We start from the raw sequence: 22428 nt of genomic DNA, 5'->3' as shown, positions 1-22428 counted from the left end.
AGCGCTACGAGGACTGGGACCTCACCGACCCCGCCGGCCGCCCGGTCGAGGAGGTTCGCCCCATCCGCGACGACATCAAGCGGCGCGTCGAGAGCCTTCTCGCCGAACTCCTGCCCGCGGCGGTGTGACGCCCACGACTCTCGACGCGATGGAGTGCGGACCCGCGCGATCCGCGCCGGCGCGGGGGTGACACTCCGGCGGGCCCGGTCGTCAGGACGCGGCCGCCCGAAGGACGTCGGCGGGAGCCAGCCATCCGACGAGGCTTCCGTCGAGAACGACGGGTACGCCATCGGTCGCCTCGGCGCCGATGACGCGATCGAGGACGTCCGAGACGTGATCATCGGCGGCGAGCACGGCGATGCGTTCGCTGAGCTCTCCTGCCGTGCGCGAGGTGGCCTCGTCGTCGGTGGCGAGCGCTTGCGCCGCGTCGGCAGCGGTGAGCACCCCGATCAGCGATCCGTCCTCACCCACGACCGGTGCTGCGCGGCGGTGGGACGCTCCGAGGCCGGCGATCGCCTCGCGGGCGTTCTGGGTGCCGGGGATCGACGACGGTGGCGGTGACATCAGAGCCGAGACCGTTGCGCCGCGGAGCGCGGGCAGCGCAGGCGCGGACAAGTCGACGCCGCGGCGGCTCAGCTTGCGCGTGTAGATGGTGTCGCGGCTGAGCAGGCGCGAGATGCCGGTGGCGATGATCACGGCGAGCAGGAGCGGCAGGATGATCGAGTACTCGCCGGTGAGTTCGAACAGGATGATGCCGGCCGTGATGGGTGCTCGGGTGGCGCCGGCGAAGACGGCGGCCATGCCGACGAGCGCGAACGTCCCGGCCTGACCGGAGAGCCCCGGGATGACGAGGCCGATCGCCTCCCCGGCCGCTGCGCCGAAGGCGGCGCCGATGACCAGGCTGGGGGCGAAGACGCCTCCGGAGCCGCCGATGCCGATGGTCAGGCTGGTGGCCGCCATCTTCGCGACCACCAGCAGGAGCAGGAAGCCGATGGTGTACTTGCCGGCCACGCTGGCCTCGAGCACCGGGTAGCCGACGCCGTAGAGCTGCGGCATCGCGAACAGCAGAAGACCGAGCAGGAGGCCGCCGACCGCGGGCCGCAGCCACTCGGGTCCGCGCCAGGCCCAGTCGCAGACGTCCTCGATCAGATAGAGGATCTTGCTGAACAGCACGCCGACGGCGCCGGCGAGCAGGCCGAGGCCGGCGAAGAGCAGGTACTCGCTCGGGTGGCTGACGGTGAACGACGGCAGCGTGAGGAACGGGTGGTCGCCGAGGATGGACCGGCCGATCACGGACGCCATGATCGACGACAGCATGACAGCGGCGAAGGAGCGGGTGGCGAAGTCGCGCAGGATCAGCTCGAGCGCGAAGAACACGCCCGCGATCGGGGCGTTGAAGGTCGCGGCGATGCCGCCCGCCGCCCCGCACGCCACGAGGGTGCGCAGCTGCGACTCCGGCATGCGGGTGATGCGGCCGAGAGTGGACCCGAGCGCAGAGCCGATCTGCACGATCGGCCCCTCGCGCCCGACCGAGCCGCCCGATCCGATCGTGATGGCGGAGGCGAGCGCCTTGACGACGGCGACGCGGCCGGGGATGTGGCCGCCGCGACGGGCGACGGCGTACATGACCTCCGGCACGCCATGGCCGCGGGCCTCCCGCGCGAAGCGGTTCACGAGCGGCCCGTAGATCAGGCCGCCGATCGCGGGGGCGAGGATGACGAACGCTCCGCCGAGCCACGGCACCCAGGGGTTTGCGGGGTGTCCCGTGGTGGCCGCGTAGTCGGTGGTCCCGGTGAAGATCAGCGTCGCCGTCTGCACCAGCCAGCGGAAGACGACGGCCGCGAGCCCGGCACCCGCTCCGACGACGAGCGCGGCGGCGATCAGCGGGGCGGGAGTCGCCAGCACGCGTCGCCACCAGTGCGTCATGCTGTCACGTGAGCCGTCGATGACTCCGCGGATGCTGGCGGTGATGGCAGACACAGAACCCCAATCATGTAGAGATGCAACTGTTGCATAAGTGCATCAAAAGCGTAACACTGGAGACACCATGCAGATTCACGGATTCCCGCACGAGGCGACCGAGGCGACGTTGCGGGCCTCTCGCGCTCTGCTGGGCATCGTCGCCCGGTCCGTCGCGGACGCGCTGGAGCAGGTGACGCTTCCGCAGTTCCGCGTGCTGGTCGTGCTCGCCGGGTCGGGGCCGATGCGGATGGGAGCCCTCGCCGCCCGCGTGGGCGCCGTGCCCTCCACATTCAGCCGCACGATCGACCGCATGGTCGACGGCGGCTGGGTGCTCCGGCAAGAGAGCCCGCAGAGCCGGCGGGAGATCCTGGTCGATCTCACCGGCGAGGGGCGCAGGCTCGTCGATCAGGTCACCGAGCGCCGTCGCCGCCAGGTCGCCTCGGTGCTCACGTCGCTGACCGCCGAGGAGCAGCTGCAGATCATCGACGCTCTCGAGCTGTTCTCGACGGCCGCCGGCGAACCGACTCCGGAGGACCTGCTGACGCTGGGCCTCTGAACCACGGCCGTATGGGGATGCGGCCTCCACCTCACCAGAGAAGAGATCCGATGACCGATCCCGATACGGCCCTCACCATCACGCAGGCCAACGTCCAGAGCTATTTCGCCTCGAGCGTCGAGTCCTTGCTGTCGGCGGGAGCCGACCAGATCGCGTGGGAGGAGTGGGTCGCCTCGATCCGGTTCTCGTCGGAGGAGACGTGGTTCCGCTGCAACGCGTTCCTGCTCGCGCACACGCTCGGTCGCTTCCTGGCGCGGTCGGCTCCCGCAGATGCGCAATCGCCGCGCGACGCGTGGTTGGACGCCTTCGTCGCAGCCGTCGCCTCCGGAGACGTGCGAGCCGAACTCGTGCTCTGGTCTTCCGCCCCCGTCGACAACCCCGTGGCGAACGACGACGTGCGCTTCTCAGCGGTGCTGTGGTCGATGTGCGTGGCCCTTCGAACGTCCCGGCCGCTCAACGGAGCGCGGCCGGGGCCCTATCCGGAGCCGGTGTGGTTCGACGCGGACGAGACCGGCCGAGTCGTGGAGGCGAGCGATGACCTCCGCTGAGTCCAGCGCCGGCCCCCGGGCCGTGCTCACCGCGGCGAACCTCGTCGGCGCGGCGACGGCCGCCTTCCTCGTCTTGGCGCCGAGCTCGGTCGCGACTCCGGCGCGGGCGTGGCTGATCGTCGGATTCTCGGTCGTCTACGTGTTGCGCGTGCTCATCACGACGTACGTGACGGTGCAGCGACGGGTCACCTACGCGGAAGCCGCCCTGGTCGGAGGCTGGATGTTCGTCATCCACGCGACGATGGGCGTGGTCGCCTCCCATGTGCCCGGCCCCCTCGACGGCTGGACCGTCGCCGGTGTCGTGCTCTACCTGTTCGGCTCCTGGATGAACTCCTACTCGGAGCTGCAGCGGCGGGCCTGGAAGGCGCGCCCGGAGAACGTCGGGCACCTCTACACCCGCGGACTCTTCCGCTGGTGCCGGCATCCGAACTACCTGGGCGACACGCTCCTGTTCACCGGCTTCGCCGCGGCGACGGGTTCGTGGGTGGCGCTCGTCATCCCGGCGATCATGGCGCTCGGCTTCGTCTTCGCGGCGATCCCGGCGCTCGATCGCCGCCTGAAGGCGCACTACGGGGAGGAGTTCGACCAGTGGGCCGCGCACACCCGGCGCTACATCCCACTGGTGTGGTGAGACGGTGACCGGGTAGCGGTCGCCGAACGACGGCAAGGAGGTCGCCATGAAGGTGCTGATCGTCGGGGCCGGGATCGCGGGCCCGACACTGGCCTACTGGCTGCGGCGCAGTGGGCATGACCCCGTGCTGTTGGAGGCCGCGCCCGAGCTGAGGCGCGGCGGGTATCTGGTCGACTTCTGGGGTGCGGGGTTCGAAGTGGCGGACCGAATGGGCATCGCCGAGCGCGTCCAGGAGGCCGGCTACCGGATGCGGGAGGTGCGCGAGGTCGACGACCGCGGTCGCCGGATCCTGTCGCTGGACCCGGTCAAGCTGATCGGCCGGCACGGTGCCCGCTACGTGAGCGTGGGCCGGTCGGAGCTGTCCGAGATCATCGTCGACGCGCTCCCGGATGACGTGGAGCAGGTGTTCGGGGACACCGTCGAGGAGCTGCGCGACGAGGGAGACCACGTCGCGGTGCGGCTGGCCCGCGGCGGTGATCGGCGCTTCGACCTGGTCGTGGGGGCCGACGGGCTCCACTCGGTCGTCCGGCGGCTGGCGTTCGGGCCCGAGTCCGAGTTCGAGCGGGGCCTGGGCATCGCGGTCGCGGTGTTCGACGTCGTCGGCTACCGGCCGAGGGAAGAACTGGTCGCCGTCATGCGCACTCAAGTCGGCGCCCAGACGCTGCGGCTGAGCCTGGACGACGACGTGTCGATGTTCGTCTTCACCTTCCGCCACGAGGGTCCGATCCCGCTCGACGACGTCGAGGCTCAGAAGGCGCTGCTCCGCGACAGGCTCGGTGGCCTCGGCTGGGAGGTGCCGTCGATCCTGGCGACCCTGCCTCGGGCGCGCACGTTCTACTTCGACTCCGCCAGCCAGATCCGGATGCCGTCGTGGAGTCGCGGACGGGTCGTCCTGGTCGGCGATGCCGCTGCCGCGCCCTCCTTGCTGGCGGGTCAGGGCACGGCGCTGGCGATGATCGAGGCGTATGTGCTCGCCGCCGAACTGCACGCAGCGGCAGGCGACCACAGCACGGCGTTCGCGGCGTACCAGGAGCGGCTGGGAGCGTTCATCCAGGCCAAGCAGAACGGGGCCACCCGGATGGGCGGCGCATTCGCACCGCGGACCCGAGCGCTGCTGCGGGTGCGCAATGCGGTCATGCGGCTGATGACCGTGCCCGGTGTCTCCGATCTCGCGGTCGGTCGCAGCCTGTACGACCGGATCGAGCTGCCCGACTTCCGGCCGTGAGCAGGAACCGGCTCACGTCCTACTTCGTGGCGGGAGGCACGAGCGAGTCGAGGACGTACTCGAGCTGCTCGGCGGTGAACGCGCCCGGATGGCGGATGACGACGTGGCCGGTGGGGTCGAGGATCACGGTGTACGGGAGCCCGGAGATCCGGTAGGCGCCGGCGACCGAGCCGTTCGCGTCGACCGCGAGCGGGTAGCTGGTGCCCGCTTGCCGTGTCGTGGCGCGCGCCGCACCGATGTCGTCGGAGACGTCGATGCCGATCAGCTCGACTCGGCCGGCGAACTCGGCCGACACCTTCTGGAGGTCGGCGAGTTCGCCGACGCAGGCGGTGCAGGTGCTGGCCCAGAAGTTGAGCACCGTGTAGTGGCCGGAGGCGTCGGTGACGCGGGCCGACCCGTTCAGCGCGGGCAGCGAGAACGGCTTCGGCTTCGCGCCGACACCGGTGCCTCCCGTCGCGAGATCGACGGAGGCGGATCCGGCGACCGGGCTCCGCTGGGCGGCCGGCAGGAGGTCGACGGCCTCCTGCGCCATCGTGTGCGCGAACGGGGCCGTGCTGGCGGAGTCGGTGCCGAACTGGCCGAGGGCGCGTTCGATGCCGTTCTGGTCGATGAAGAAGATCTCGGTGCCGTGCACGACGGTCTGGTGCGCGGCGTCCAGCTCGATCGGCACGCCGTACGCCTTGGCGACGGCCGCGAGGGTGGCCGGGTCGGCGGTCCCGAAGTACCAGTTCGCCGCGTGGCCGAGGCCGTGCTGGACGCTCCAGGAGGCCACGTCGGCGACTGCGGGGTGATACGGGTTGGCGTTGATCGAGACGAAGGCGATGCGGGAGGCGGCCGGGCCGAGATCCCGATCGGCGAGGGCGACGTCCTGGGCGAGGAGGGTGCAGAGGTCCTGGCACTCGTCGTCGTTGAAGGTGAGCACGACGCTGCGGCCGTGGAAGGTCGACGGCGTGATCGGCCGTCCGCGCTGATCGGTCAACGCGTAGCCGGGGGCTTTCGTCGAAGCCGTCCCGAGCGGGTCCAATTGAAGCAGGCTCGCTGCCGCGGTCGAGATGCCCGGCTCGGTCGGTGCGGCCGCGGGGGCGGCGGACCCGGGCGACGACGGCTGGGCAGCCGCGAGGAGGACGGCGGCGAAGCCGACCACGACGACGGTTGCGGCGGCGATGATGGGCCAGGTGCGGGGGCGGCGAGGGGTCACTGATTCTCCGGGGGGCGGCGATGGGATCGGGTTGCGACGGCGGCCACGGCCAGCGCGGTGAGCACGAGGCAGGCAGTCACCCCGCCGACGAGCAGAGGGTGGGCGGACAACACGGTGGTGAGGCCGCTGCTGGCCTGAGAGACGAAGGCTGCGAGTGACGGTTCCTTGCCCGGTTCGAGGATGAGCCGCATTCCGTAGGCGAGCAGGTAGACACCGACGAGCAGCATGAGCGCCGAGGCGGCTCGAGGGAGGTGCCTCGCGTACCGTCCGGCGACACGGACCGCTTCGGCGCCCAGGAGGGCTGCGACCACACTGCACGCGGTGACGAAGAGCCCCATCCCCAGCGCATAGGACAGGGCGGCCGCCGTCGTGTCGACGGCAGAGGCCGTCGTGGCGGAGGGGGCGACGGCAGCCGCGAAGAGCGGGAACGCGCACCCGAGCGAGGTTGCAGCGAACGCGGAGCCGTAGCCGGCCATCGCCAGCATCCCGCGGCCGGATCGGAAGGGGAGTGCGATCGCGGGCATCCGCACGTCGCGGCCCGCCACCCCGAAGACCCCGGCGACGAGGAGTGCCAGGCCGAGGGCCGCAGTGAACCACGGCACCCACGACACTGCGAGGTGCACCCCGGTGGCGACCGCGATCCCGACGAGGGCGAACACCGCCACGAAGCCGCCGGTCATCGCTACCGAGGCGCGGAGGGCGCGCAGAAGGCGTGTTGCCACCGGTGCGGGCTCGGAGCCGAGGAAGACGGCCAAGTACGCCGGGAGGAGCGGGAACCCGCACGGGTTGACCGCTGCGGCGAGCCCGAGCGCGAAGGCGTAGACGATGCCCGGACCCGTCACCGGGCGCTCCCCCGGTCGTTGGCCGCCAACCGCTGGAGGTAGTCGTTGTAGGCCAGTCGCTCCGCCTCGGCGCGGTCGACCGACCTGTCGCGCCGGCGGCTCGTCCGCTCATCCGAGCGCTGCCACTGCAGCAGCAGCACACCGAGCACGAGCAGGGTGGGCAGCTCGGTGAAGCCCCAGGCGATCCCCCCGCCGACGGCCTGGTCGGCCAGTGGTGCGATGTGCCAGCCCGGCATCGGTGAGCGGTAGAACCCGACCACGAGGGCTACCGACATCATCAGCATCACCCCGAAGAACGCGTGGAACGGCGCCGTCGCCGCCAGCTCCAGGATGCGCACGGTCGGCCCCGCATACCGCCTCAGGCCTCGGGAGGACCGCCGTGGCGTGGGATCGACTCCGAGCACGCACCAGAAATAGAGGAACCCGATCGCCAGGAAGTGCAGGAGCATCAGGTTGTGGCCCCACATCGTCGACATCAGCCAGTCGAAGATCGGGGTGAAGTACAGACCGTACAGGCTGGCCAGGAACAGCACGAGAACCGTCGCCGGGTGTGCGAGGAACGCTGCGGGCCGGCTGTGCAGCACGGCGAGCAGTGCGCGCCGCGCCGACCGCCGGCCCGCAGGGCGGGCCGGCAGCGCGCGCAGTGTGAGGGTGATCGGGGCGCCGAGCACCAGGAAGATCGGCGCGCCCATCGACAGCACCATGTGCTGCACCATGTGCACGCTGAACAGTTCCATCCCGTACCCGTCGATGCCGGTCGCGGTCATCGCCAGCACGATCAGGATCCCGAGCGCCCAGAAGACGCTGCGGCTCACCGGCCACCGGTCGCCGCGCAGCCGCAGACGGATCACCGCCGCGGCATACAGCACCGCCAGCACCAGCATCAGCGCCGGCAGAACCGGGACCGGCTGGAGATGAATGGCGAGCATCCGGGCCGTCGTGGGCGGAGCCATCGGCATCCACATCCACCCCGTCATGACGTGCATGGGCGTCGGGTCGCCCGGAGGGGCAGACCCGTCAGTGAGGAAGGGGAGCGCGACTGATGCATTCATGCAACAGTTGCAAGTCTACACGGCTCGGCGGCTCTGAGTCTCCGCCCCGTCTTCTCGCTCCAGGCGTTCGAAGTACCGTGCGATCGGGACATCGGTGGACGAGTGGGCGACGATCGACAGCGTGATGGCCACGACGATGAGATGGAACAGGAACGCAGCATCGGGGCCGCCGTTCTGGAGCACGAGGAAGCCATAGAGCGCGGAGGCGAAGCCCTTGGGGCCGAACCACGATGCCGTCAGTCGTTCCTGCCAGGAAAGCCCACTGCCGAGCAGTGCGATCTCCACCGCGACTGGTCGCGCAAGGACCAGGGTGAGGAGCGCGAAGACGTAACCGGCCAGGGGCACATCCGCCAGGACCGAGGGCGAGATCAGCGCTCCGAAGACGAAGATGGCGAACAGCTTGACCACTTCGCCCACGAACTCCCCGTACGGGGTGAACGCATCGCGGATCTCCGGTGAGATGCTCGCGATCGCGATGCCGGCGCTGAAGGCTGCGAGATAAAGGTTGGCTCCGGTTGCTTGACACAGCCCGTACACGATCAGAGCGACGGCGACCGGGCTCAGCGACGCATAGAGCGGGGTGGCGTCGATGAATCGGATCCGGAGGAGGAGAGCGATGGCCACCGGTACGGCGACTCCGATAGCGACCCCTCCCACCAGTTGGAGCGCGAGCGCGGTGTAGTCGGGGACGCCGCCGCCCACAGTCGCGGTGAGAAGAAGGACGATCGGCAGGGCGAGCCCGTCGTTCAGCCCGGATTCCACGTTGAGGAGTCCCCGCACGCGAGCGGGAATCTCCCCTCGCCCGACGATCGCCGATGCGAAGACGGGATCGGTGGGTGCGAGCACCGCCGCGATGAGCATCGCCTCGATCGGTGGCAGGCCCAGGAGCAGCACTGCGAGCAGCGTCGTGATGGCGAAGGTCAACGGCATGCCGAGCAGCAGTGCGCGGCCGGGGAGCCGCCAGGCCCTGGTCAGTTCGCGCACGCCGACGCGTTGGCCGTCCGTGAACAGCACGACGAAGAGCGCGAGCTGCATCGTCGTGACCACGGTGCGGTCATCCGGGCTGACGTCGACCACGCCGGCGATGCCCGGGCCGAGCGCGAAACCGGCGACGAGGAACAGCACAGCGGTGGAGAGAACGGTGCGATGCGCGATCCCCGAGATGAGAACCGCGGCCACGAGGACGATGCCGAAAGCCAGGACCACGTGACCAGCCAACGCCGCTCCCGAGCTGAACGCCAGGGGGAGCGCACGAGTGCAGCAGGCCGGGTTGCGCATCGCGCCGAAAGGACTTCACTGAGAGGTGATGGACACGTGGAACCGCATCGAAGACTATGCGATGATCGGCGATCTTCACACGGCCGCCCTGGTCTCGACGGAAGGATCGATCGACTGGCTGTGCTTGCCGCGTTTCGATTCCGCATCGTGCTTTGCCGCCCTGGTCGGCGATGACAACGCCGGACGCTGGCTGATCGCCCCGGTCGGAGCGAGCGGGTCGAGCAGACGACGGTACCGGGGTGACACGCTGATCCTCGAGACCGAGTGGGACACGGGCGAAGGAAGGGTCCGCGTCACGGACTTCATGCCGGTGCGCGACCGTGCAGCCGACCTGGTGCGCATCGTGGAGGGGATCTCCGGAGAGGTCGCGATGTGGTCCGAGCTCGTGCTGCGTTTCGATTACGGGCACATCATCCCGTGGGTGACACGCACGGACGGCGGGATCCGCGCCGTCGCCGGGCCCGACGCGGTGGAGTTGACGACCGATGCGCCGCTCGAGGGGCGAAAGATGAAGACGGTGTCCGAGTTCACTGTCCGAGCGGGCGAGCGCGTCTCCTTCGTCATGACGTGGCATCCCAGCCACGAAGGATCGCCGGGCGTCGCGTCGCCGGACGAGGCGTTGGCGCAGACGGAAGCGTATTGGACGCGATGGAGCGGACAGAGCACAGCCTTCGGGAAGCATCGCGACGCGATCCAACGGTCGCTCATCACGTTGAAGGCGCTGACGTATGCTCCGACGGGCGGCATCGTCGCGGCGCCGACGACCTCGCTCCCGGAGGAGATCGGCGGCACGCGCAACTGGGACTACCGGTACACCTGGCTACGCGACGCGACGCTTGCTCTTCAGTCCTTGCTCACTGCCGGCTACACGGACGAAGCGATCGCCTGGCGGAAGTGGCTCGTGCGCGCCATAGCCGGTGATCCCGCCGAGCTGAGGATCATGTACGGGCTGGATGGCCGCCGCCGTCTGCCCGAAGAAGAGTTGGGCTGGCTCGGCGGTTTCGCCGAGTCGGGCCCGGTGCGGATCGGCAATGCCGCGGCCCAACAGCACCAGCTCGATGTCTGGGGCGAAGTGCTGGACGGCCTGGCACTCACTCGCGCCACCATCGGCCCGACGGACGACGCCTGGGATCTGCAGCGCGAACTGATCGCTCATCTGGAGACCATCTGGCGGGAGCCCGACAACGGGTTGTGGGAGATGCGCGGACCGCGTCGCCACTTCACTCATTCGAAGCTCATGGCGTGGGTGGCCTTCGACCGGATGGTGCAAGGCGTGCGTCGCTTCGGTCTGCCCGGTCCTGTCACGCGGTGGGAGCGCGTGCGGTCGAAGATCCGGCAGGACATCCTCGCCAACGGGTTCGACACGTCCCGGAACACCTTCGTGCAGTCCTACGGCTCGTCTTCGCTGGACGCCTCCCTCCTTCTCATTCCGCGCGTGGGGTTCCTTCCGCACGACGACCCCCGCGTGGTGGGGACCGTCGACGCCATCCAGAAGGAGCTCACCGAGGACGGCCTCGTTCTCCGCTACCGGCCCGAGAGCAGTGACGACGGGCTGCCGGGCGCAGAAGGGGTCTTCGTCGCATGCTCCTTCTGGATGGTCGACGCGCTTCTCGGAATCGGCCGGCGGAATGAGGCGGAGGAGCTCTTCACCCACCTGCTCGGGCTGCGGAACGAGGTCGGGCTGCTGAGCGAGGAGTGGGACCCCCACAGGTCGCGCCAACTCGGCAACATGCCCCAGGCCTACAGCCATTTCGCGCTGGTGCGCAGCGCGTTCCACCTCCTCGCTGGAAGTGTCGCTACGACGGAGGAACGCATCCCCATCCCGGGCGAACCCGCTCAGTGATGCCGCAGTTCGGCCACGCCGAAGAGCGCAGCCACCACGGCGTTGACGAGGGCTGCGCGACGCCGCCTGCGATCGAGGATTGCGAGGCCGACCATGCTGCCGGCGTGGATCAGGTCCACTGCACCGCCCAGCCGGTGCATCGTGTGCGGCTTCGCCATCGTGAGCACCGACTGGGCGACGTGACGCGCGCCGAGGACCCGGATGACCGTCCGCATGCGGGTGTCCGGTTTCCGGCCCAGAGCGGTGACGGTGACGGTGTCGGGCGAGGCGAGTTCGAGCAGTCCGTAAACCGCGCGCAGGGTCTCGAGGAACATCACCGCACCCCTTTCACGGCGCGCCGCCCGATGGCTGCGGCCACCGTCGCTGCGGCGGCCGTGCCGGCCGTGACGAGCGCCCAGTGGTGCTCGGACGCCCACCGCTGGGGGCTGCGCCGCTTCGAACGGTCATCGAAGATGCCGATGCCGCCGCTGGCGCCGGTGATGACGACGGTCTTGTCATTGAGCGTGTGCAGTCCTGGTCCCATGGCCTGGAACGTACGCCGACTCGGGCGGACGGCTACCCGTATTTGTGCGCTTATGCAAATGTTGCGCAAATGCACAGGTCGCTTTGAATTCCGACGCTACATCCTCTCCTTCACGCCGGTGCGGATCAGAAGCCAGTTCACCGGGTATGAAGTGGCGAAGCCGACCAGCATCGCCCATTGCATGGCGAACCAGAACTCGGGTGAGTTCACGGGGGCACGGCCGCCGAAGAACGCCGGAAGGACGAGGAACTGGAGAAGTGCCATCGTCCCGTACATGCCGATCTGCCAGGCGCTGATAGAAGCAGCATCTGCTTTCAGTGCTTCTTTCAGGCCTTCCCTGAGGCTCAGCCCGCGCATGGGCGCGATCGCGAAGTACTGGAAGATGATTCCGATACCGAATGCGAGGATGAAGTCGAGCACCCACACGGCGAACATCTTGTCCTGGAACAGCCATCCCCACCCGAACGCGACAGCGACGGCCGGCAGGAGGAATGCCGTCCACTCTGCGACGAGGTCACCGAGGGCGCATCCGGCACCGCAGTGGTTCGTGCCGGTCGCGACGGACACGGCCATCGGCGTGCGGCGCTCGTCACCGCGCCGTCGGGTGCGCCCCCACCGAAAGTAGCCCGCGAGCCACAGGAGGCCGCCGAACAGCATCGAGATCGGCCAGACGAAGGCCATGACCGTCATCTTCTGGGGACGCCGGATCACGTCGATCGCCACGACGACGGCGCACACGATCCCGAGCACGAGCGAGAGCGCTGCGAAGGCCGTCAACCACAGGGGGAAGGTTCCGAACTCGGTATTCATCCCCTCCTGCGTACGCTGACACGGGTGATCGCGCCAGGCCTGAGCGATGCGATCCGGACATGTGCACGCACTCGTCGGGCTGAACAACGCAGGATCGTCGTCGGAAGGTTTCACCTCCCTTCCGGGTGGGTCGCGCTCGGTTCGCTGCTGGGCTTGGGCTGCAACTGCGAGGCGGAGCGGGTGAGCAACGCGCTCGTTTCGTCAACGTGTGACGCATCCATACCGGCCCGCGACATCTCCGCGGACAAGCCTCTCAGTGCGGCCATCAGGGCCGGGAGGGAACCATGCTGTGCCAGGGCCGGCAAGCATGCGTCCAACGCTCCGGTGAATGCGGCGCGGTCATCGTCGGATTCGAGCCGTGGAGCGATCAGCGCGAACGCTCGCACGAGCTCGGCCGCCGTCTGCGCCTGCGAGGACTCCGTGGCCGCCAACGTGATGGCCGCGAGCGCGGAAATGCCGCGGTCGGTCGCGCCGTCCTCGTAGACCACCGGTAATACGGTCTCCCGGGTCGCTTCCGGTGACCGATCGCGCTCGCCCGATTCGAGCCAGCGCGCGACCAGGTCACCGATGGCGCGGATCGCGCTGGCCGAGGTCGACGGGCTCTGGATGGCGCTCGAGCCGGTGGCCCATGCGATGTTCTCCAGCTGGTCGATCGCGTAGCCGCCCTCTGCGTCCACGTCGCGGACGTCGCCGAGCTCGAACGCCCCGACCACCTCCCGGTCGGCGCCGTCGTCGTCGGAGGCCAGCCCGGTCACCTCGGCGATCACCTCACCGAACAGGATGTATTGGCCGAGGTGGCCTGTGACCACCACCTCCCCCTCGTCGCCTGCCTCTTCGGCTACACGTGCGAGCCGGTCGAGGTCGATGCTCACGACGTAGCCGCTGTCCGGGGAGCGCACCGCCCGCACAGGCGCGCCCTCCGCTACCTCGGATCGCACCCGGCATCGGCCAAGGAGTCTCAATTCGCGCTGCCGGGCGCGCAGCCCCAGTTCGTGGATCGAGCGGACGACGGACTGGGGACGCATCTGGTCCACGGTGGAGTGGATCAGAAAGAGAAGAGCCACGAGCGCCACAAGAGTGAGAACGAGCGTGACAACCGCTCCGAGCTCGGGCGCAGGCTTCTGGCGTGCCGTGGCGAGCAGAATGAACGCGAAGGCGGTAGCCCCCACGAAGAAGCCGAAGTAGACGCGGTTACTGGTTCGCCGAAGGTATTGATCGAAGACCACCGGCGTCAAGGAACTCGCCGTCTGCTGCACCGCGATCAGCAGCACGGAGAAGGTGATGGAGGTCACGGTCATCAGGCTGGTGGCTACGGCGGAGATGAAGCTCACGGCCTCCCGACTCGGCACCACGTGGTCGAGCATCCCCCGTAGGAGAGGAGGCAACACGCGTGCGGAGTCCGCCCAGCCGATGACGACGGCAGCAATGCAGAAGCCGACCGCGATCAGCAACGGAACCCGGAGGAACTCGATGAGCCCCCGGCGAACCCGGCCGCGCTTGTGGAGGCTGCCCGAAGCGCGCATCGGGTCGTGCGAAGCTGCCTGGTCGAATGTGCGGATGTCGAGCGATGGGATGGCGGCCTCCTCCCGGGGGATGGGGTGTGCCCGCCGGCGAAGCTTGCCACGGGCAAGGTGTGCACTGAAGCAAGTGAACGCTGAAATCGGCTCAGTTCAACCCGGCGGGAATCCCCGGAGAACCTCGGACGTCTGCAGAGTGTGTGCATTCGTGCATGCGGGTGTACTCGGTGTCGGAGTAGCCGGGACCGGTGTCGAGGGCGTGTACGCGTTTCTCCCGGAAGGTTCAGGAGTACGCTATCGCCTGGTGTGCCGGGAAGTCTGGTCGGCGGACGACCTGACCGTCGCCCTCAGCGAGGACGGAGTGCACATGCCGACTGTTTCGACTTCCCCCCACAGGCCTGAAAGCGGGATCAGCCGACGACTGCGATCGGGTCCGCTTCTTCTCATCGCGTTCGCGTTCGCCGTGATGGCCGACCCGGTGTCGTCGGTGGCTTACGCGGTCGAGGCAGCGCTGCGGGCGCTGAACGGCGACCTGGCGCTCCTGGTGCCGACGATGGGATTGGTCGTCGCCATCATCGCCCTGGTGATCGTCAACTATCGACAGCTGGTGTCGCGCTATCCGCAGGGCGGTGGCGCGTCGGCTGCGGTCGGCGAAGCATTCGGCGACGGCTGGTCGTTCATCCCGGTGGGTGCGCTCGTGGTCGACTTCGTGCTCACCATCGCGATCAGCGTTTCGGCCGGAGCGTCGGCGGTCATCGCGTACTTTCCAGCCCTGGCTCCGTACCGACTCGTGCTCGCACTCGGATTGGTGTTGCTGGTGGGCGCCCTGACCTGGTTCGGTCACCTCGGCAGACTCTTCTTCGCGATCCTGACCATCGGCTTCATCATCGTCGCGGTCGCGGTGCTCGTGTACGGGCTCTGGGCGGAACCTCAACCGACGGGGACGATCACGGATACCCCGGGCCACGCCGTGCCGCTCGCGATCGCTCTGGCCTTTCCGGTGGCCATGGCGCTCGCCACCGGCGTCGAGGCGCCGTCCTCGGCCATCGCGCAGCTGGGCCAGTTGGACGACGGCGGTCGCCGTCGCTTCGGACGAGTCACTCTCATGCTCACTCTGATCGTGGTCGGCTCGATCACCCTCGGGCTGGCAGCCGAAGCCACGAAGCTGCGAATCGGCATCCCGCCCGCCGAGTCGACGCAGATCGCCGAGCTCGCCCGAGTCGCCGCACCGGCGCCGCTGTTCGCGGCGTTCCAGCTCATGACAGCCCTTCTGCTGCTGTCGGCTGCCAGCTCCTCGTTCCAAGCCGGTCCCGGGCTGCTCAAGGCCCTGGCGGCGGAGGGTTCTTCCGGAGCCGAGAAGGTCGGCATCCTTCCCGCACCACTCGGCCGCACGAATCATCACCACACTCCGTACTGGGGTGTGGTCGTGTTCATCGCGCTCGCCGGTGTCGTCACCGCCATCGCGGGCGGCAACGACCAGGAACTGGTCCTCTTCTACGCGGTCTCGGTCTTCCTGAGCTTCCTGGCGGGGCTGCTGGCGATGGCGCGCTTCTCCTGGCGCGAGCGCCGCATCGGGTCGCTGATCCTCAACATCGCCGGTGCCGTCGTCGTGGCGTTCACACTCATCGCGAACCTCTCACGCGGTACACCGATCGTCAGCCTCGTCGCCGCTTTGGCGATCGCAGGCGGACTGTTCGCCCGATGGGTGCGCAACGGGCGTCCGCCCGGCATACGCAATGCTGCGGCGGAGGCGGAAGAGGAGTCGGACGCTTGACGTCCGACGGAATGCAGCACCTGGACAGCTCCACGCGCTTGTCGGGCTGAACGGCGCGGGCACGTCGACACTGATGAAGGCGCTGCTCGGAATGCTGCGTCCAGCCGCTCGGCACGGTCGCGCACCACCGCAGATGAGCGTCACGCACCCGCGACGGTCGGGCGGAAGCGCGGCAGCTGTACGTCGAACCGGCACCCCTGACCCGTGTTGCACACCGAGACGTCCCCCTCGTGCGCGGTCACGATGCCGTGCACGATCGCGAGCCCGAGGCCGGCCCCGCCGGAGACGACGCCCGACCGCGGCGAGCGTGCGGCGCTGCCGCGCCAGCCGGCGTCGAACACCTTGCCGAGGTGCTCCTCGGGGATACCGCCGCCCTCGTCGATCACACTGAGCACCACCGAGGAGGCGTCGCGCTCGCGCACCGACACGTGGATGCCCGCCCCCGCCGGGGAATGCTCGATCGCGTTCACGAGCAGATTGTGGATGACACGGGAGAGCTCGCGTGCATCTCCCCACACGGTGAGATCGCGGTCCTGCGACTCGTTCAGGGACACCGAACGGGTGGCGGCCAACGGGGCCAGGTCGGCGACGGCGTCGCTGACGAGGTCGTACATCGACAGGGGACCGAGCTCCAGCCGCAGCGCGCCCGACTGGATCTTGGAGAGTTCGAACAGGTCGTCGACCATGTGGCTGAGTGTGTCGGACTGGCTGCGCAGCTGGCGGTAGTAGCGCTGCGGGTCGACCGCGATCCCGTCCTCCAGCGCCTCCGCCATCGCCTGCATCGCGGCAAGCGGGGTGCGGAGGTCGTGCGAGATCCACGCCACGAGCTCGCGGCGGGACTCGTCGAGCATCCGCACCTCCTCTCGCGACTCGGCCAGATGGCGCGAGACTTCGGCGAGCTCGCGGGAGAGCGCGCTGAACTCGCTGCTGTCCTGCGGTTGGGCGGTCACCACCTGGCCGTCGCCGACGGCGCGGGCGGCCTCGCGCAGGGTGCGGCTGGTGCGCACCAACCCGATTCCGAGAACCGCGGCCACACCGAGGCTCGTCGCTGCGGCCACGCCGATCACCCAGGCGAGAACCGCGAAATCGTGCGACGAGATGTACATCGCCCGCGCGATCGCCACGGTGCCGCCGACGATCGAGGCGACCACCGCCAGGACGACCACGGAGAGCCGGATGAGGATGGAGGTGCGGCGCATCACGTGCAGCAGCAGGACGGCGACGGCCGAGATGACGACCGCCACGAGCAGGCTCGTGCCGACGATGGCGGCGAGGTCTTGCGGGGCGAGCATGCGGTCCTCCTCAGCCCTCGTCGATGCGGTCGACGGTCATCCGGTAGCCGACCGCCCACACCGTGGTCAGGTGCCGCGGCGTGGTGGGGTCGTCTTCGATCTTCTCGCGCAGCCGGCGGACGTGCACCGTGACGGTTGAGAGGTCGCCGAAGTCCCAGCGCCACACCTCCTTGAGGAGCTGCTCCCGGCTGAACACCTGGTTGGGGTGCTTGAGGAAGAACGCCAGCAGCTCGAACTCGCGGGCGGTGAGCGTCAGCTCCGTGCCGGCCTTGGCGACGACACGGTTCGACGGGTCGATGGCGAACGGTCCCAGCCGGAACGGTGCCTCCGGCGCGAGTTCGCCGACGCTGCGGCGGAGGATCGACTGGGCGCGCAGCACCAGCTCGCGCGGCGAGAACGGTTTGGCGAGGTAGTCGTCGGCGCCGGCCTCCAGACCCTCGATCCGGTCGTCGGTGGACCCGAGGGCGGTGAGCAGGATGATCGGCACGACCCGCGTTCTGCGCAACCGCCGGGCCACCTCCAGCCCGTCGATACCCGGCAGCATCCGGTCGAGCACCACCAGGTCCGGCGGCGTGCGCTCGGCGGCGGCGAGCGCCGCGAATCCGTCCACCGCCTCGTCGACGATGAGCCCGGCCGAGCGGAGGTAGCCGCTCGCGACCTCCCGCACGGTCGGGTCGTCTTCGACCACGAGCACGCGCCGGTCGCGCAGGTCGCGGGCCGGTGGTGCTGCGGACGGACTGGTCATGCGCTCAGCATAGGTCGGGCCGCTGCACGGCTGCCCTCCCTGCTCGCCCGAGGGCGCGACCGTCCGCGTTTCGTAAGATTCTGCAGGGGTCGAGGGGCCGGGTCGCCGCCTAGCGTCGAGACGTGACCGCACCGATCGATGTCGTGCTCCCGTGTCTGGACGAGGCGGAGGCGCTGCCCGCCCTGCTGGCGGCCCTGCCGCCGCACTACCGGGCCATCGTGGTCGACAACGGGTCGACCGACGGCAGCGCCGACGTCGCCCGCCGTTGCGGCGCATGCGTCGTGACCGAGCCGCGGCGGGGATACGGCGCGGCCGTGCATGCCGGTCTCGCCGCCGCGACCGCCGAACTGGTCGTTGTGTGCGATGCCGATGGCACCATCGACCCCGCCTGCTTCGACGCGCTGGTCGCTCCGGTGCACGCGGGCAGGACCGATCTCGTCATCGGGCGCCGTCGGCCCACGTCGCGGGCGGCGTGGCCGCTCGCTTCGCGGGTCGCCAACGCCGTCCTGGCGCGCATGATCCGCTCTCGCACCGGGTTGGCACTGCGTGATCTCGGCCCGGTTCGGGCTGCTCACCGGGTGTCCCTGCTCGAGCTGGGAGTGAGCGATCGCCGCAGCGGCTATCCCGTCGAACTGCTCCTGCGCGCGCACGAGGCGGGCTGGCGTGTGCAGCAGGTGGAGGTCGGATACAGTCCTCGCATCGGCCGTTCGAAGGTGACCGGATCGGTGCGCGGATACCTGACGGCTGTGCGGGACACCCGCCGCCGCCTCGCGGAGGCGGGCCGGTGACCGCCGTCGCCGTCATCGCCAAAGAGTGCCTGCCGGGCAGGGTCAAGACCCGCCTGCAGCCCGCGTTCAGCGCCGACGAGGCGGCGACGATCGCCGCCGCCTCGCTCGCCGACACCCTGCGGGTCGTCGGGTCGCTGGGAGCGTCACGGCGGATCCTGTACTTCGACGGCGACGTCCCTCCCTCGGGTGCGAGCGGATGGGAACTGATCCCGCAGCCGGCCGGCGACCTTGACGAGCGGATCGGCGCGCTGTTCGACGCCGTCGACCAGCCCCTGCTCCTGCTCGGGATGGACACGCCGCATCTCGAGCCGGCCATGCTCGACGCGGTCTTCGCCGCAGACCCGGAGGTCGACGCCTGGTTCGGCCCCGCCACCGACGGCGGGTTCTGGGCTCTCGGAATGCGGCGGCCCGACGGCGACCTGGTCCGCGGTGTCCCGATGTCGCTCGACACGACGGGCGCCCGCCAACTGCAGCGGCTGAACGGCGCCGGCCTGCGGGTGCGGATGCTGCCACCGCTCACCGACATCGACACCCCGGCGGACGTCCCGGCCGCCGCGCGCCGCGCACCAGAGCTGGCACGCGCTCTCCGAGCGCTCCGTCCCGGCGGGGTGCGGGAGTGAATCCGGCGCTGAACACGCCTGCCGAGGCCCTGATCGGGCGTGAGCCGCCGGCCGAGTTCGGCCGGGGCGGTGGCGAACCGTACGACCTGGCCCTGCGTGCCGGCGGCGGCGTGCTCACCGTGGTCGCCGGTGACGATGGGGGCGGAGCCGGTGTCTCGCTCGATGTCTCCGGCTACCTGGCGGCGGCGACCGAGGCCGAGCGCGGTGTGCTCGCGCTCACGACCGGCCCGGTGCTCGACATCGGCTGCGGGCCGGCACGGATGGTGCGCGCAGCGATCGAGGCCGGCCGTCTCGCTCTGGGCATCGACGTCTCGCCCGCCGCCGTCGCCCTCGCACGCTCGCTGGGGCTGCCCGTGCTGCACCGTTCGGTGTTTGACCCGCTCCCCGCCGAGGGCACCTGGGGCACGGTCGCGCTGTTCGACGGGAACGTGGGGATCGGCGGCGACCCCGACCTCCTGCTCGCCCGCTGCGCCGAGCTGCTCCGCCCGGGCGGACGGATGATCGTGGAGGCGAACACCGACCCCGTGCGTGACGCACGCTTCGCCGCGCAGCTGGTGCATCCCGCCGGCGCACGCAGCGCCTGGTTCCCCTGGGCGGAGGTGGGCGAGCGGGCCACCACCCGCATTGCGCGCGACCTCGGAATGACGGCGTCGACGGTCAGGACCGGCGGGCGGACTTTCGTGCTCGCCACACGATGACCGCCGCGGTGAGCGCGACGACCACGATGATGACGACCCACAGCCCGGCGAGCCGGGTGAGGTAGTCGCCGGGTACGACCGTCGGGTTGCGCGGCCCGCGGGCCTGGGCGACGAGTTCGGGCACGACCATCGCCGTGAGCAGCGCACCCACCGCGAATCCCGCCCGCACGACGGTCACGACGGCCGGCGGCAACCGGCGACCCGCGCGCCGCAGCAGCAGGTCGAGGGCGGTGACGGCGGGCACCAGCACGGCGTCGTGCAGCACGACGGCCGCGGCCAGCCACGCGATCACACCGACGATCTCCCCGAACCGCAGGTCCGTCACCAGGAACACCCCGCCGACGCCGATCAGGGTGACACCGACGACGGCGATGGTCACGCGGGTCGTGATCATGCCGGCATCACCTCGATCGAGCTCAGCCATTTGGTCTGCAACACGCCGGGTCGCCCGGGTGCGATCACCCGGGCGGGGAAGCCGTGGTCGAGATCGAGCGTCTCGTCGTTGAGCGTCAGGGCGACGAGGGTGGCCGGGTCCTCCGCGAATTCCGGGCCCATCGTCGTCCTCCGGTAGGCGCCGTGCGGCTGGAGACTCGTGACCAGGACGGCGGAACCCGGCGCAGCGCCGACCAGTGCGAGCAGGTCGCGCATTCGAACCCCGCTCCACCGAGCGCCGGTGCTCCAGCCCTCGACGCACGCGATGGGCAGGGTGGCCCCGGCTTGCGGGAGGGTGCGGAGGCGGTCGAGGCCGAGCGCTTCGGTGCGGCTGCCGTTGCGCACGATGAGAGCCCAGTCGGCCGCCTGCGCCGCCTCCACGACGCCCGCGGCCTTCGCTGTGGTGTTCACCGGCACCCGCTGCGGGCCGTGGCCCTGCACGCGGGGGGCGAACAGGTTGAGCGGCGCGAGGAAGCCGAACGACTGTCCGGCCGTCAGGCCGACGGCGGCGATGCCCGCGGCGGTCAGCGTGCCCAGCAGTGCCCGGCGCGACATCCCCGGCTGGTCACCCATCGGTCGCACTCCTTTCGTCATCGGTCACGTCGTCATCGGTCACGCTTCTGTCGTGTGCGGCACTGCCGCGGCGCCAGTAGCGCACGATGGTCGGCAGCTTCACGGCCACGTGCAGTGCGATCGATCCGACGATCACCCAGGCGAGGGCGTAGTGCGTCTGCCGGAACGGGAACGGCCAGGGGTACCACTGGTAGGTGTTGACCAGTCCGATCACGGGCTCCAGCAGCGCACTCGAGACCAGCAGGGCGATGGAGGCGCGCTCCAGCACCTCGACCGCCGAGCCGATGGGGGGCCACAGCAGCAGCCGCGGGAACACCGTCCAGAGCTTGCCGAGCAGCAGCGGGAAGATCGCGATCCCGACGGCCACGTGCAGTCCCTGGGTGACGGCGTACAGCTCCGGCCAGGTGGGGAAGCGCATCCCCGGCAACGGTTCCTGCAGGAGGTGGCTGTACAGACCGGTGAGGAAGCACACGACGAAGGCCGCGGCCAGCAGACGGCCGATGACGACCGTCGTCCTCGCCGTGCGCGCCGGGGCCGCGAGCAGCCCGCGTGCGCGCGCCATCCGCTGCTCGAGGGCGCTCGAAACCCGATCGGTGACCGACATGCTCCGATTCTGATCGGCGGGATGTCGCCGGGAGCCCGCCAAATCTTACGATCCCCGAACGGGATGCCCGCTTCGACTCCGCGACGGCCGGCGGGTTGTCACACTCGATGGCGTGAGGATCGTCACCGTCTCCGTGCTGCTCGCCGCGCTGGCCGTCGCCACCGCTGTGTCCACGGCGACCATCGGCGGGTTCGTCCCCGGCGCCCGGGTCGCGCTCGGGGTCGCCGCCGGGGTCGCGTGGCTTCTGGCCGGTGTCGCATTCCTGGTGCTGCTGCGCGTGCGCGGGCGCGCGGCGATCGTCCTGGTGCTGGCGGGGTCGGCCGCTCTCGGCGTCGCCGCCCTGGCCGGGCCGCCCAACCTGAGCACCGACTCGGCGCGCTACGCCTGGGACGGCATCGTCCAGGATGCGGGGCTGTCGCCGTACGCGTACGTTCCGGCGGCCGACGCTCTCGGCCCCTACCGGGTGCCGTGGCTCTTTCCCGAGCCGGCCACCGAGGCCGACGGCACCCGGCGGTGCGAAGGCAGGCGGATCCAGCAGACGACGACCGTACCCGACGGCGCGGTGCTGTGCACAGCCCTGAACCGCCCGCACGTGCCCACGATCTACCCTCCGGCGGCCGAAGCGTACTTCGCCGCCGTGCGCGCGGTCGTCCCGGTCGGCGCCGAGTACCTGCCGCTGCAGGCGGGCGGCTTGCTCCTGAGCCTCGGGACGACCGTTCTCCTGGTCGTGGGGATGCGGACCCGTGGGCTCGACCCGCGCTGGGCGGCGGTCTGGGGGTGGTCGCCGTTCGTGGCGTCCGAAGCGGTGACGAACTCGCACGTCGACGTGCTCGGCGTCCTCTTCGTGGTCGCCGCGACGTTCGCGGCGGCCCCCGCCGTGCGCCGCCGCATCGGCACGCGGACGCGCGGGCCTGCCG

23 protein-coding genes and 3 pseudogenes are annotated in these 22428 nt (G+C 70.1%); 12 read left to right on the top strand and 14 right to left on the bottom strand.

The window, feature by feature from the left end; translation table 11 throughout:
• Positions 1-128, top strand: a pseudogene (locus tag Q0Q23_RS16755) (heat-shock protein HtpX); the annotation flags it as partial.
• 82 nt (positions 129-210) lie between these two features.
• On the opposite strand, the gene Q0Q23_RS16750 reads toward Q0Q23_RS16755, so the two are convergent.
• Complete coding sequence (locus Q0Q23_RS16750; RefSeq protein ID WP_295126710.1) at positions 211-1980, bottom strand: chloride channel protein; 1770 nt, start codon at positions 1978-1980, stop codon at positions 211-213.
• A gap of 67 nt (positions 1981-2047) precedes the next feature.
• Between Q0Q23_RS16750 and Q0Q23_RS16745 the strand changes: the two genes are divergently transcribed.
• Genes Q0Q23_RS16745 through Q0Q23_RS16730 form a run of 4 tightly spaced genes read left to right on the top strand, consistent with a single transcriptional unit; the run spans position 2048 to position 4922 of the window.
• Positions 2048-2518 (top strand): MarR family winged helix-turn-helix transcriptional regulator, encoded by a 471-nt coding sequence (locus Q0Q23_RS16745; RefSeq protein ID WP_295126707.1) that lies wholly within the window; start codon positions 2048-2050, stop codon positions 2516-2518.
• Positions 2519-2568: 50 nt separating this feature from the next.
• On the top strand, positions 2569-3066 hold the full coding sequence (locus Q0Q23_RS16740) for a hypothetical protein (protein ID WP_295126704.1): 498 nt from the start codon (positions 2569-2571) through the stop codon (positions 3064-3066).
• Positions 3053-3697 carry an isoprenylcysteine carboxylmethyltransferase family protein gene (locus Q0Q23_RS16735; RefSeq protein ID WP_295126701.1) on the top strand — a complete coding sequence of 215 codons (645 nt, stop codon included), beginning with the start codon at positions 3053-3055 and terminating at the stop codon, positions 3695-3697. The genes Q0Q23_RS16740 and Q0Q23_RS16735 overlap by 14 nt, the downstream gene beginning before the upstream one ends.
• Positions 3698-3743: 46 nt before the next feature.
• Positions 3744-4922, top strand: a complete 1179-nt coding sequence (locus Q0Q23_RS16730; protein ID WP_295126697.1) for an FAD-binding domain — start codon at positions 3744-3746, stop codon at positions 4920-4922.
• Positions 4923-4941: 19 nt separating this feature from the next.
• On the opposite strand, the gene Q0Q23_RS16725 is transcribed toward Q0Q23_RS16730, so the two are convergent.
• From Q0Q23_RS16725 to Q0Q23_RS16710, 4 genes are read right to left on the bottom strand one after another with little or no spacing between them, the layout of a single operon-like run.
• Complete coding sequence (locus tag Q0Q23_RS16725) at positions 4942-6120, bottom strand: redoxin domain-containing protein (RefSeq protein WP_295126694.1); 1179 nt, start codon at positions 6118-6120, stop codon at positions 4942-4944.
• Positions 6117-6962: a cytochrome c biogenesis CcdA family protein gene (locus Q0Q23_RS16720; RefSeq protein WP_295126691.1), complete on the bottom strand. Its 846-nt coding sequence runs from the start codon at positions 6960-6962 to the stop codon at positions 6117-6119. Before Q0Q23_RS16720 ends, Q0Q23_RS16725 begins: the two co-directional genes overlap by 4 nt.
• Positions 6959-8014 carry a cytochrome c oxidase assembly protein gene (locus tag Q0Q23_RS16715; protein ID WP_295126689.1) on the bottom strand — a complete coding sequence of 352 codons (1056 nt, stop codon included), beginning with the start codon at positions 8012-8014 and terminating at the stop codon, positions 6959-6961. The genes Q0Q23_RS16720 and Q0Q23_RS16715 overlap by 4 nt, the downstream gene beginning before the upstream one ends.
• A gap of 15 nt (positions 8015-8029) precedes the next feature.
• Positions 8030-9220 carry a sodium:proton antiporter gene (locus tag Q0Q23_RS16710; RefSeq protein ID WP_295126687.1) on the bottom strand — a complete coding sequence of 397 codons (1191 nt, stop codon included), beginning with the start codon at positions 9218-9220 and terminating at the stop codon, positions 8030-8032.
• Positions 9221-9320: 100 nt separating this feature from the next.
• On the opposite strand from Q0Q23_RS16710, the gene Q0Q23_RS16705 reads away from it, so the two are divergent.
• Positions 9321-11135 (top strand): glycoside hydrolase family 15 protein, encoded by a 1815-nt coding sequence (locus Q0Q23_RS16705; RefSeq protein WP_295126685.1) that lies wholly within the window; start codon positions 9321-9323, stop codon positions 11133-11135.
• Here Q0Q23_RS16705 and Q0Q23_RS16700 read toward each other — a convergent pair.
• The 4 genes from Q0Q23_RS16700 to Q0Q23_RS16685 form a co-directional block, all read right to left on the bottom strand.
• Complete coding sequence (locus Q0Q23_RS16700; protein ID WP_295126683.1) at positions 11129-11449, bottom strand: hypothetical protein; 321 nt, start codon at positions 11447-11449, stop codon at positions 11129-11131. The genes Q0Q23_RS16705 and Q0Q23_RS16700 overlap by 7 nt on opposite strands.
• Positions 11449-11658 carry a hypothetical protein gene (locus tag Q0Q23_RS16695; protein ID WP_295126681.1) on the bottom strand — a complete coding sequence of 70 codons (210 nt, stop codon included), beginning with the start codon at positions 11656-11658 and terminating at the stop codon, positions 11449-11451. Before Q0Q23_RS16695 ends, Q0Q23_RS16700 begins: the two co-directional genes overlap by 1 nt.
• A gap of 96 nt (positions 11659-11754) precedes the next feature.
• Entirely contained in the window at positions 11755-12468 is a 714-nt protein-coding gene (locus Q0Q23_RS16690; protein WP_295126679.1) for a DUF4396 domain-containing protein, read from the bottom strand.
• Positions 12469-12578: 110 nt separating this feature from the next.
• On the bottom strand, positions 12579-13991 hold the full coding sequence (locus Q0Q23_RS16685; RefSeq protein WP_295126676.1) for a DUF2254 family protein: 1413 nt from the start codon (positions 13989-13991) through the stop codon (positions 12579-12581).
• A 298-nt stretch (positions 13992-14289) separates the two neighbouring features.
• Here Q0Q23_RS16685 and Q0Q23_RS16680 point away from each other — a divergent pair, with 298 nt between their 5' ends.
• Positions 14290-15759, top strand: coding sequence for an APC family permease (locus Q0Q23_RS16680; RefSeq protein WP_295126672.1), 1470 nt, complete (start codon positions 14290-14292; stop codon positions 15757-15759).
• Positions 15722-15856 (top strand): annotated as a pseudogene (locus Q0Q23_RS16675) (ATP-binding cassette domain-containing protein); the annotation flags it as partial. The gene Q0Q23_RS16680 and the pseudogene Q0Q23_RS16675, both read left to right, overlap by 38 nt.
• A gap of 43 nt (positions 15857-15899) precedes the next feature.
• On the opposite strand, the gene Q0Q23_RS16670 reads toward Q0Q23_RS16675, so the two are convergent.
• Entirely contained in the window at positions 15900-17051 is a 1152-nt protein-coding gene (locus Q0Q23_RS16670) for a cell wall metabolism sensor histidine kinase WalK (RefSeq protein WP_295126669.1), read from the bottom strand.
• 10 nt (positions 17052-17061) lie between these two features.
• Positions 17062-17796 carry a response regulator transcription factor gene (locus Q0Q23_RS16665; RefSeq protein WP_295126666.1) on the bottom strand — a complete coding sequence of 245 codons (735 nt, stop codon included), beginning with the start codon at positions 17794-17796 and terminating at the stop codon, positions 17062-17064.
• A 122-nt stretch (positions 17797-17918) separates the two neighbouring features.
• Here Q0Q23_RS16665 and Q0Q23_RS16660 point away from each other — a divergent pair, with 122 nt between their 5' ends.
• The 3 genes from Q0Q23_RS16660 to Q0Q23_RS16650 are packed head-to-tail and all read left to right on the top strand — an operon-like array spanning position 17919 to position 19902.
• Positions 17919-18584, top strand: coding sequence for a glycosyltransferase family 2 protein (locus Q0Q23_RS16660; RefSeq protein ID WP_295126663.1), 666 nt, complete (start codon positions 17919-17921; stop codon positions 18582-18584).
• Positions 18581-19204, top strand: a complete 624-nt coding sequence (locus Q0Q23_RS16655; RefSeq protein ID WP_295126660.1) for a DUF2064 domain-containing protein — start codon at positions 18581-18583, stop codon at positions 19202-19204. The genes Q0Q23_RS16660 and Q0Q23_RS16655 overlap by 4 nt, the downstream gene beginning before the upstream one ends.
• The gene (locus Q0Q23_RS16650; protein WP_295126657.1) at positions 19201-19902 is read left to right on the top strand and encodes a bifunctional 2-polyprenyl-6-hydroxyphenol methylase/3-demethylubiquinol 3-O-methyltransferase UbiG; all 702 of its coding nucleotides are present in this window, start codon (positions 19201-19203) and stop codon (positions 19900-19902) included. Before Q0Q23_RS16655 ends, Q0Q23_RS16650 begins: the two co-directional genes overlap by 4 nt.
• Here the strand turns inward: Q0Q23_RS16650 and Q0Q23_RS16645 are convergent.
• The 3 genes from Q0Q23_RS16645 to Q0Q23_RS16635 are packed head-to-tail and all read right to left on the bottom strand — an operon-like array spanning position 19862 to position 21511.
• A complete protein-coding gene (locus tag Q0Q23_RS16645) occupies positions 19862-20296 on the bottom strand; it encodes a hypothetical protein (RefSeq protein ID WP_295126654.1) in 435 nt (144 codons plus the stop codon). The genes Q0Q23_RS16650 and Q0Q23_RS16645 overlap by 41 nt on opposite strands.
• On the bottom strand, positions 20293-20907 hold the full coding sequence (locus Q0Q23_RS16640; protein WP_295126651.1) for a molybdopterin-dependent oxidoreductase: 615 nt from the start codon (positions 20905-20907) through the stop codon (positions 20293-20295). The genes Q0Q23_RS16645 and Q0Q23_RS16640 overlap by 4 nt, the downstream gene beginning before the upstream one ends.
• Positions 20900-21511, bottom strand: a complete 612-nt coding sequence (locus tag Q0Q23_RS16635; protein ID WP_295126648.1) for a hypothetical protein — start codon at positions 21509-21511, stop codon at positions 20900-20902. The genes Q0Q23_RS16640 and Q0Q23_RS16635 overlap by 8 nt, the downstream gene beginning before the upstream one ends.
• Positions 21512-21623: 112 nt before the next feature.
• On the opposite strand from Q0Q23_RS16635, the pseudogene Q0Q23_RS16630 reads away from it, so the two are divergent.
• Positions 21624-22428 (top strand): annotated as a pseudogene (locus tag Q0Q23_RS16630) (hypothetical protein); the annotation flags it as partial.

Origin of the sequence: uncultured Leifsonia sp. (assembly GCF_945957465.1) — a bacterium.
Classification (GTDB): domain Bacteria; phylum Actinomycetota; class Actinomycetes; order Actinomycetales; family Microbacteriaceae; genus Leifsonia.
The sequence above is the reverse complement of the archived record's forward strand: the minus strand, read 5'-3'. Positions and strand labels throughout refer to the sequence as shown.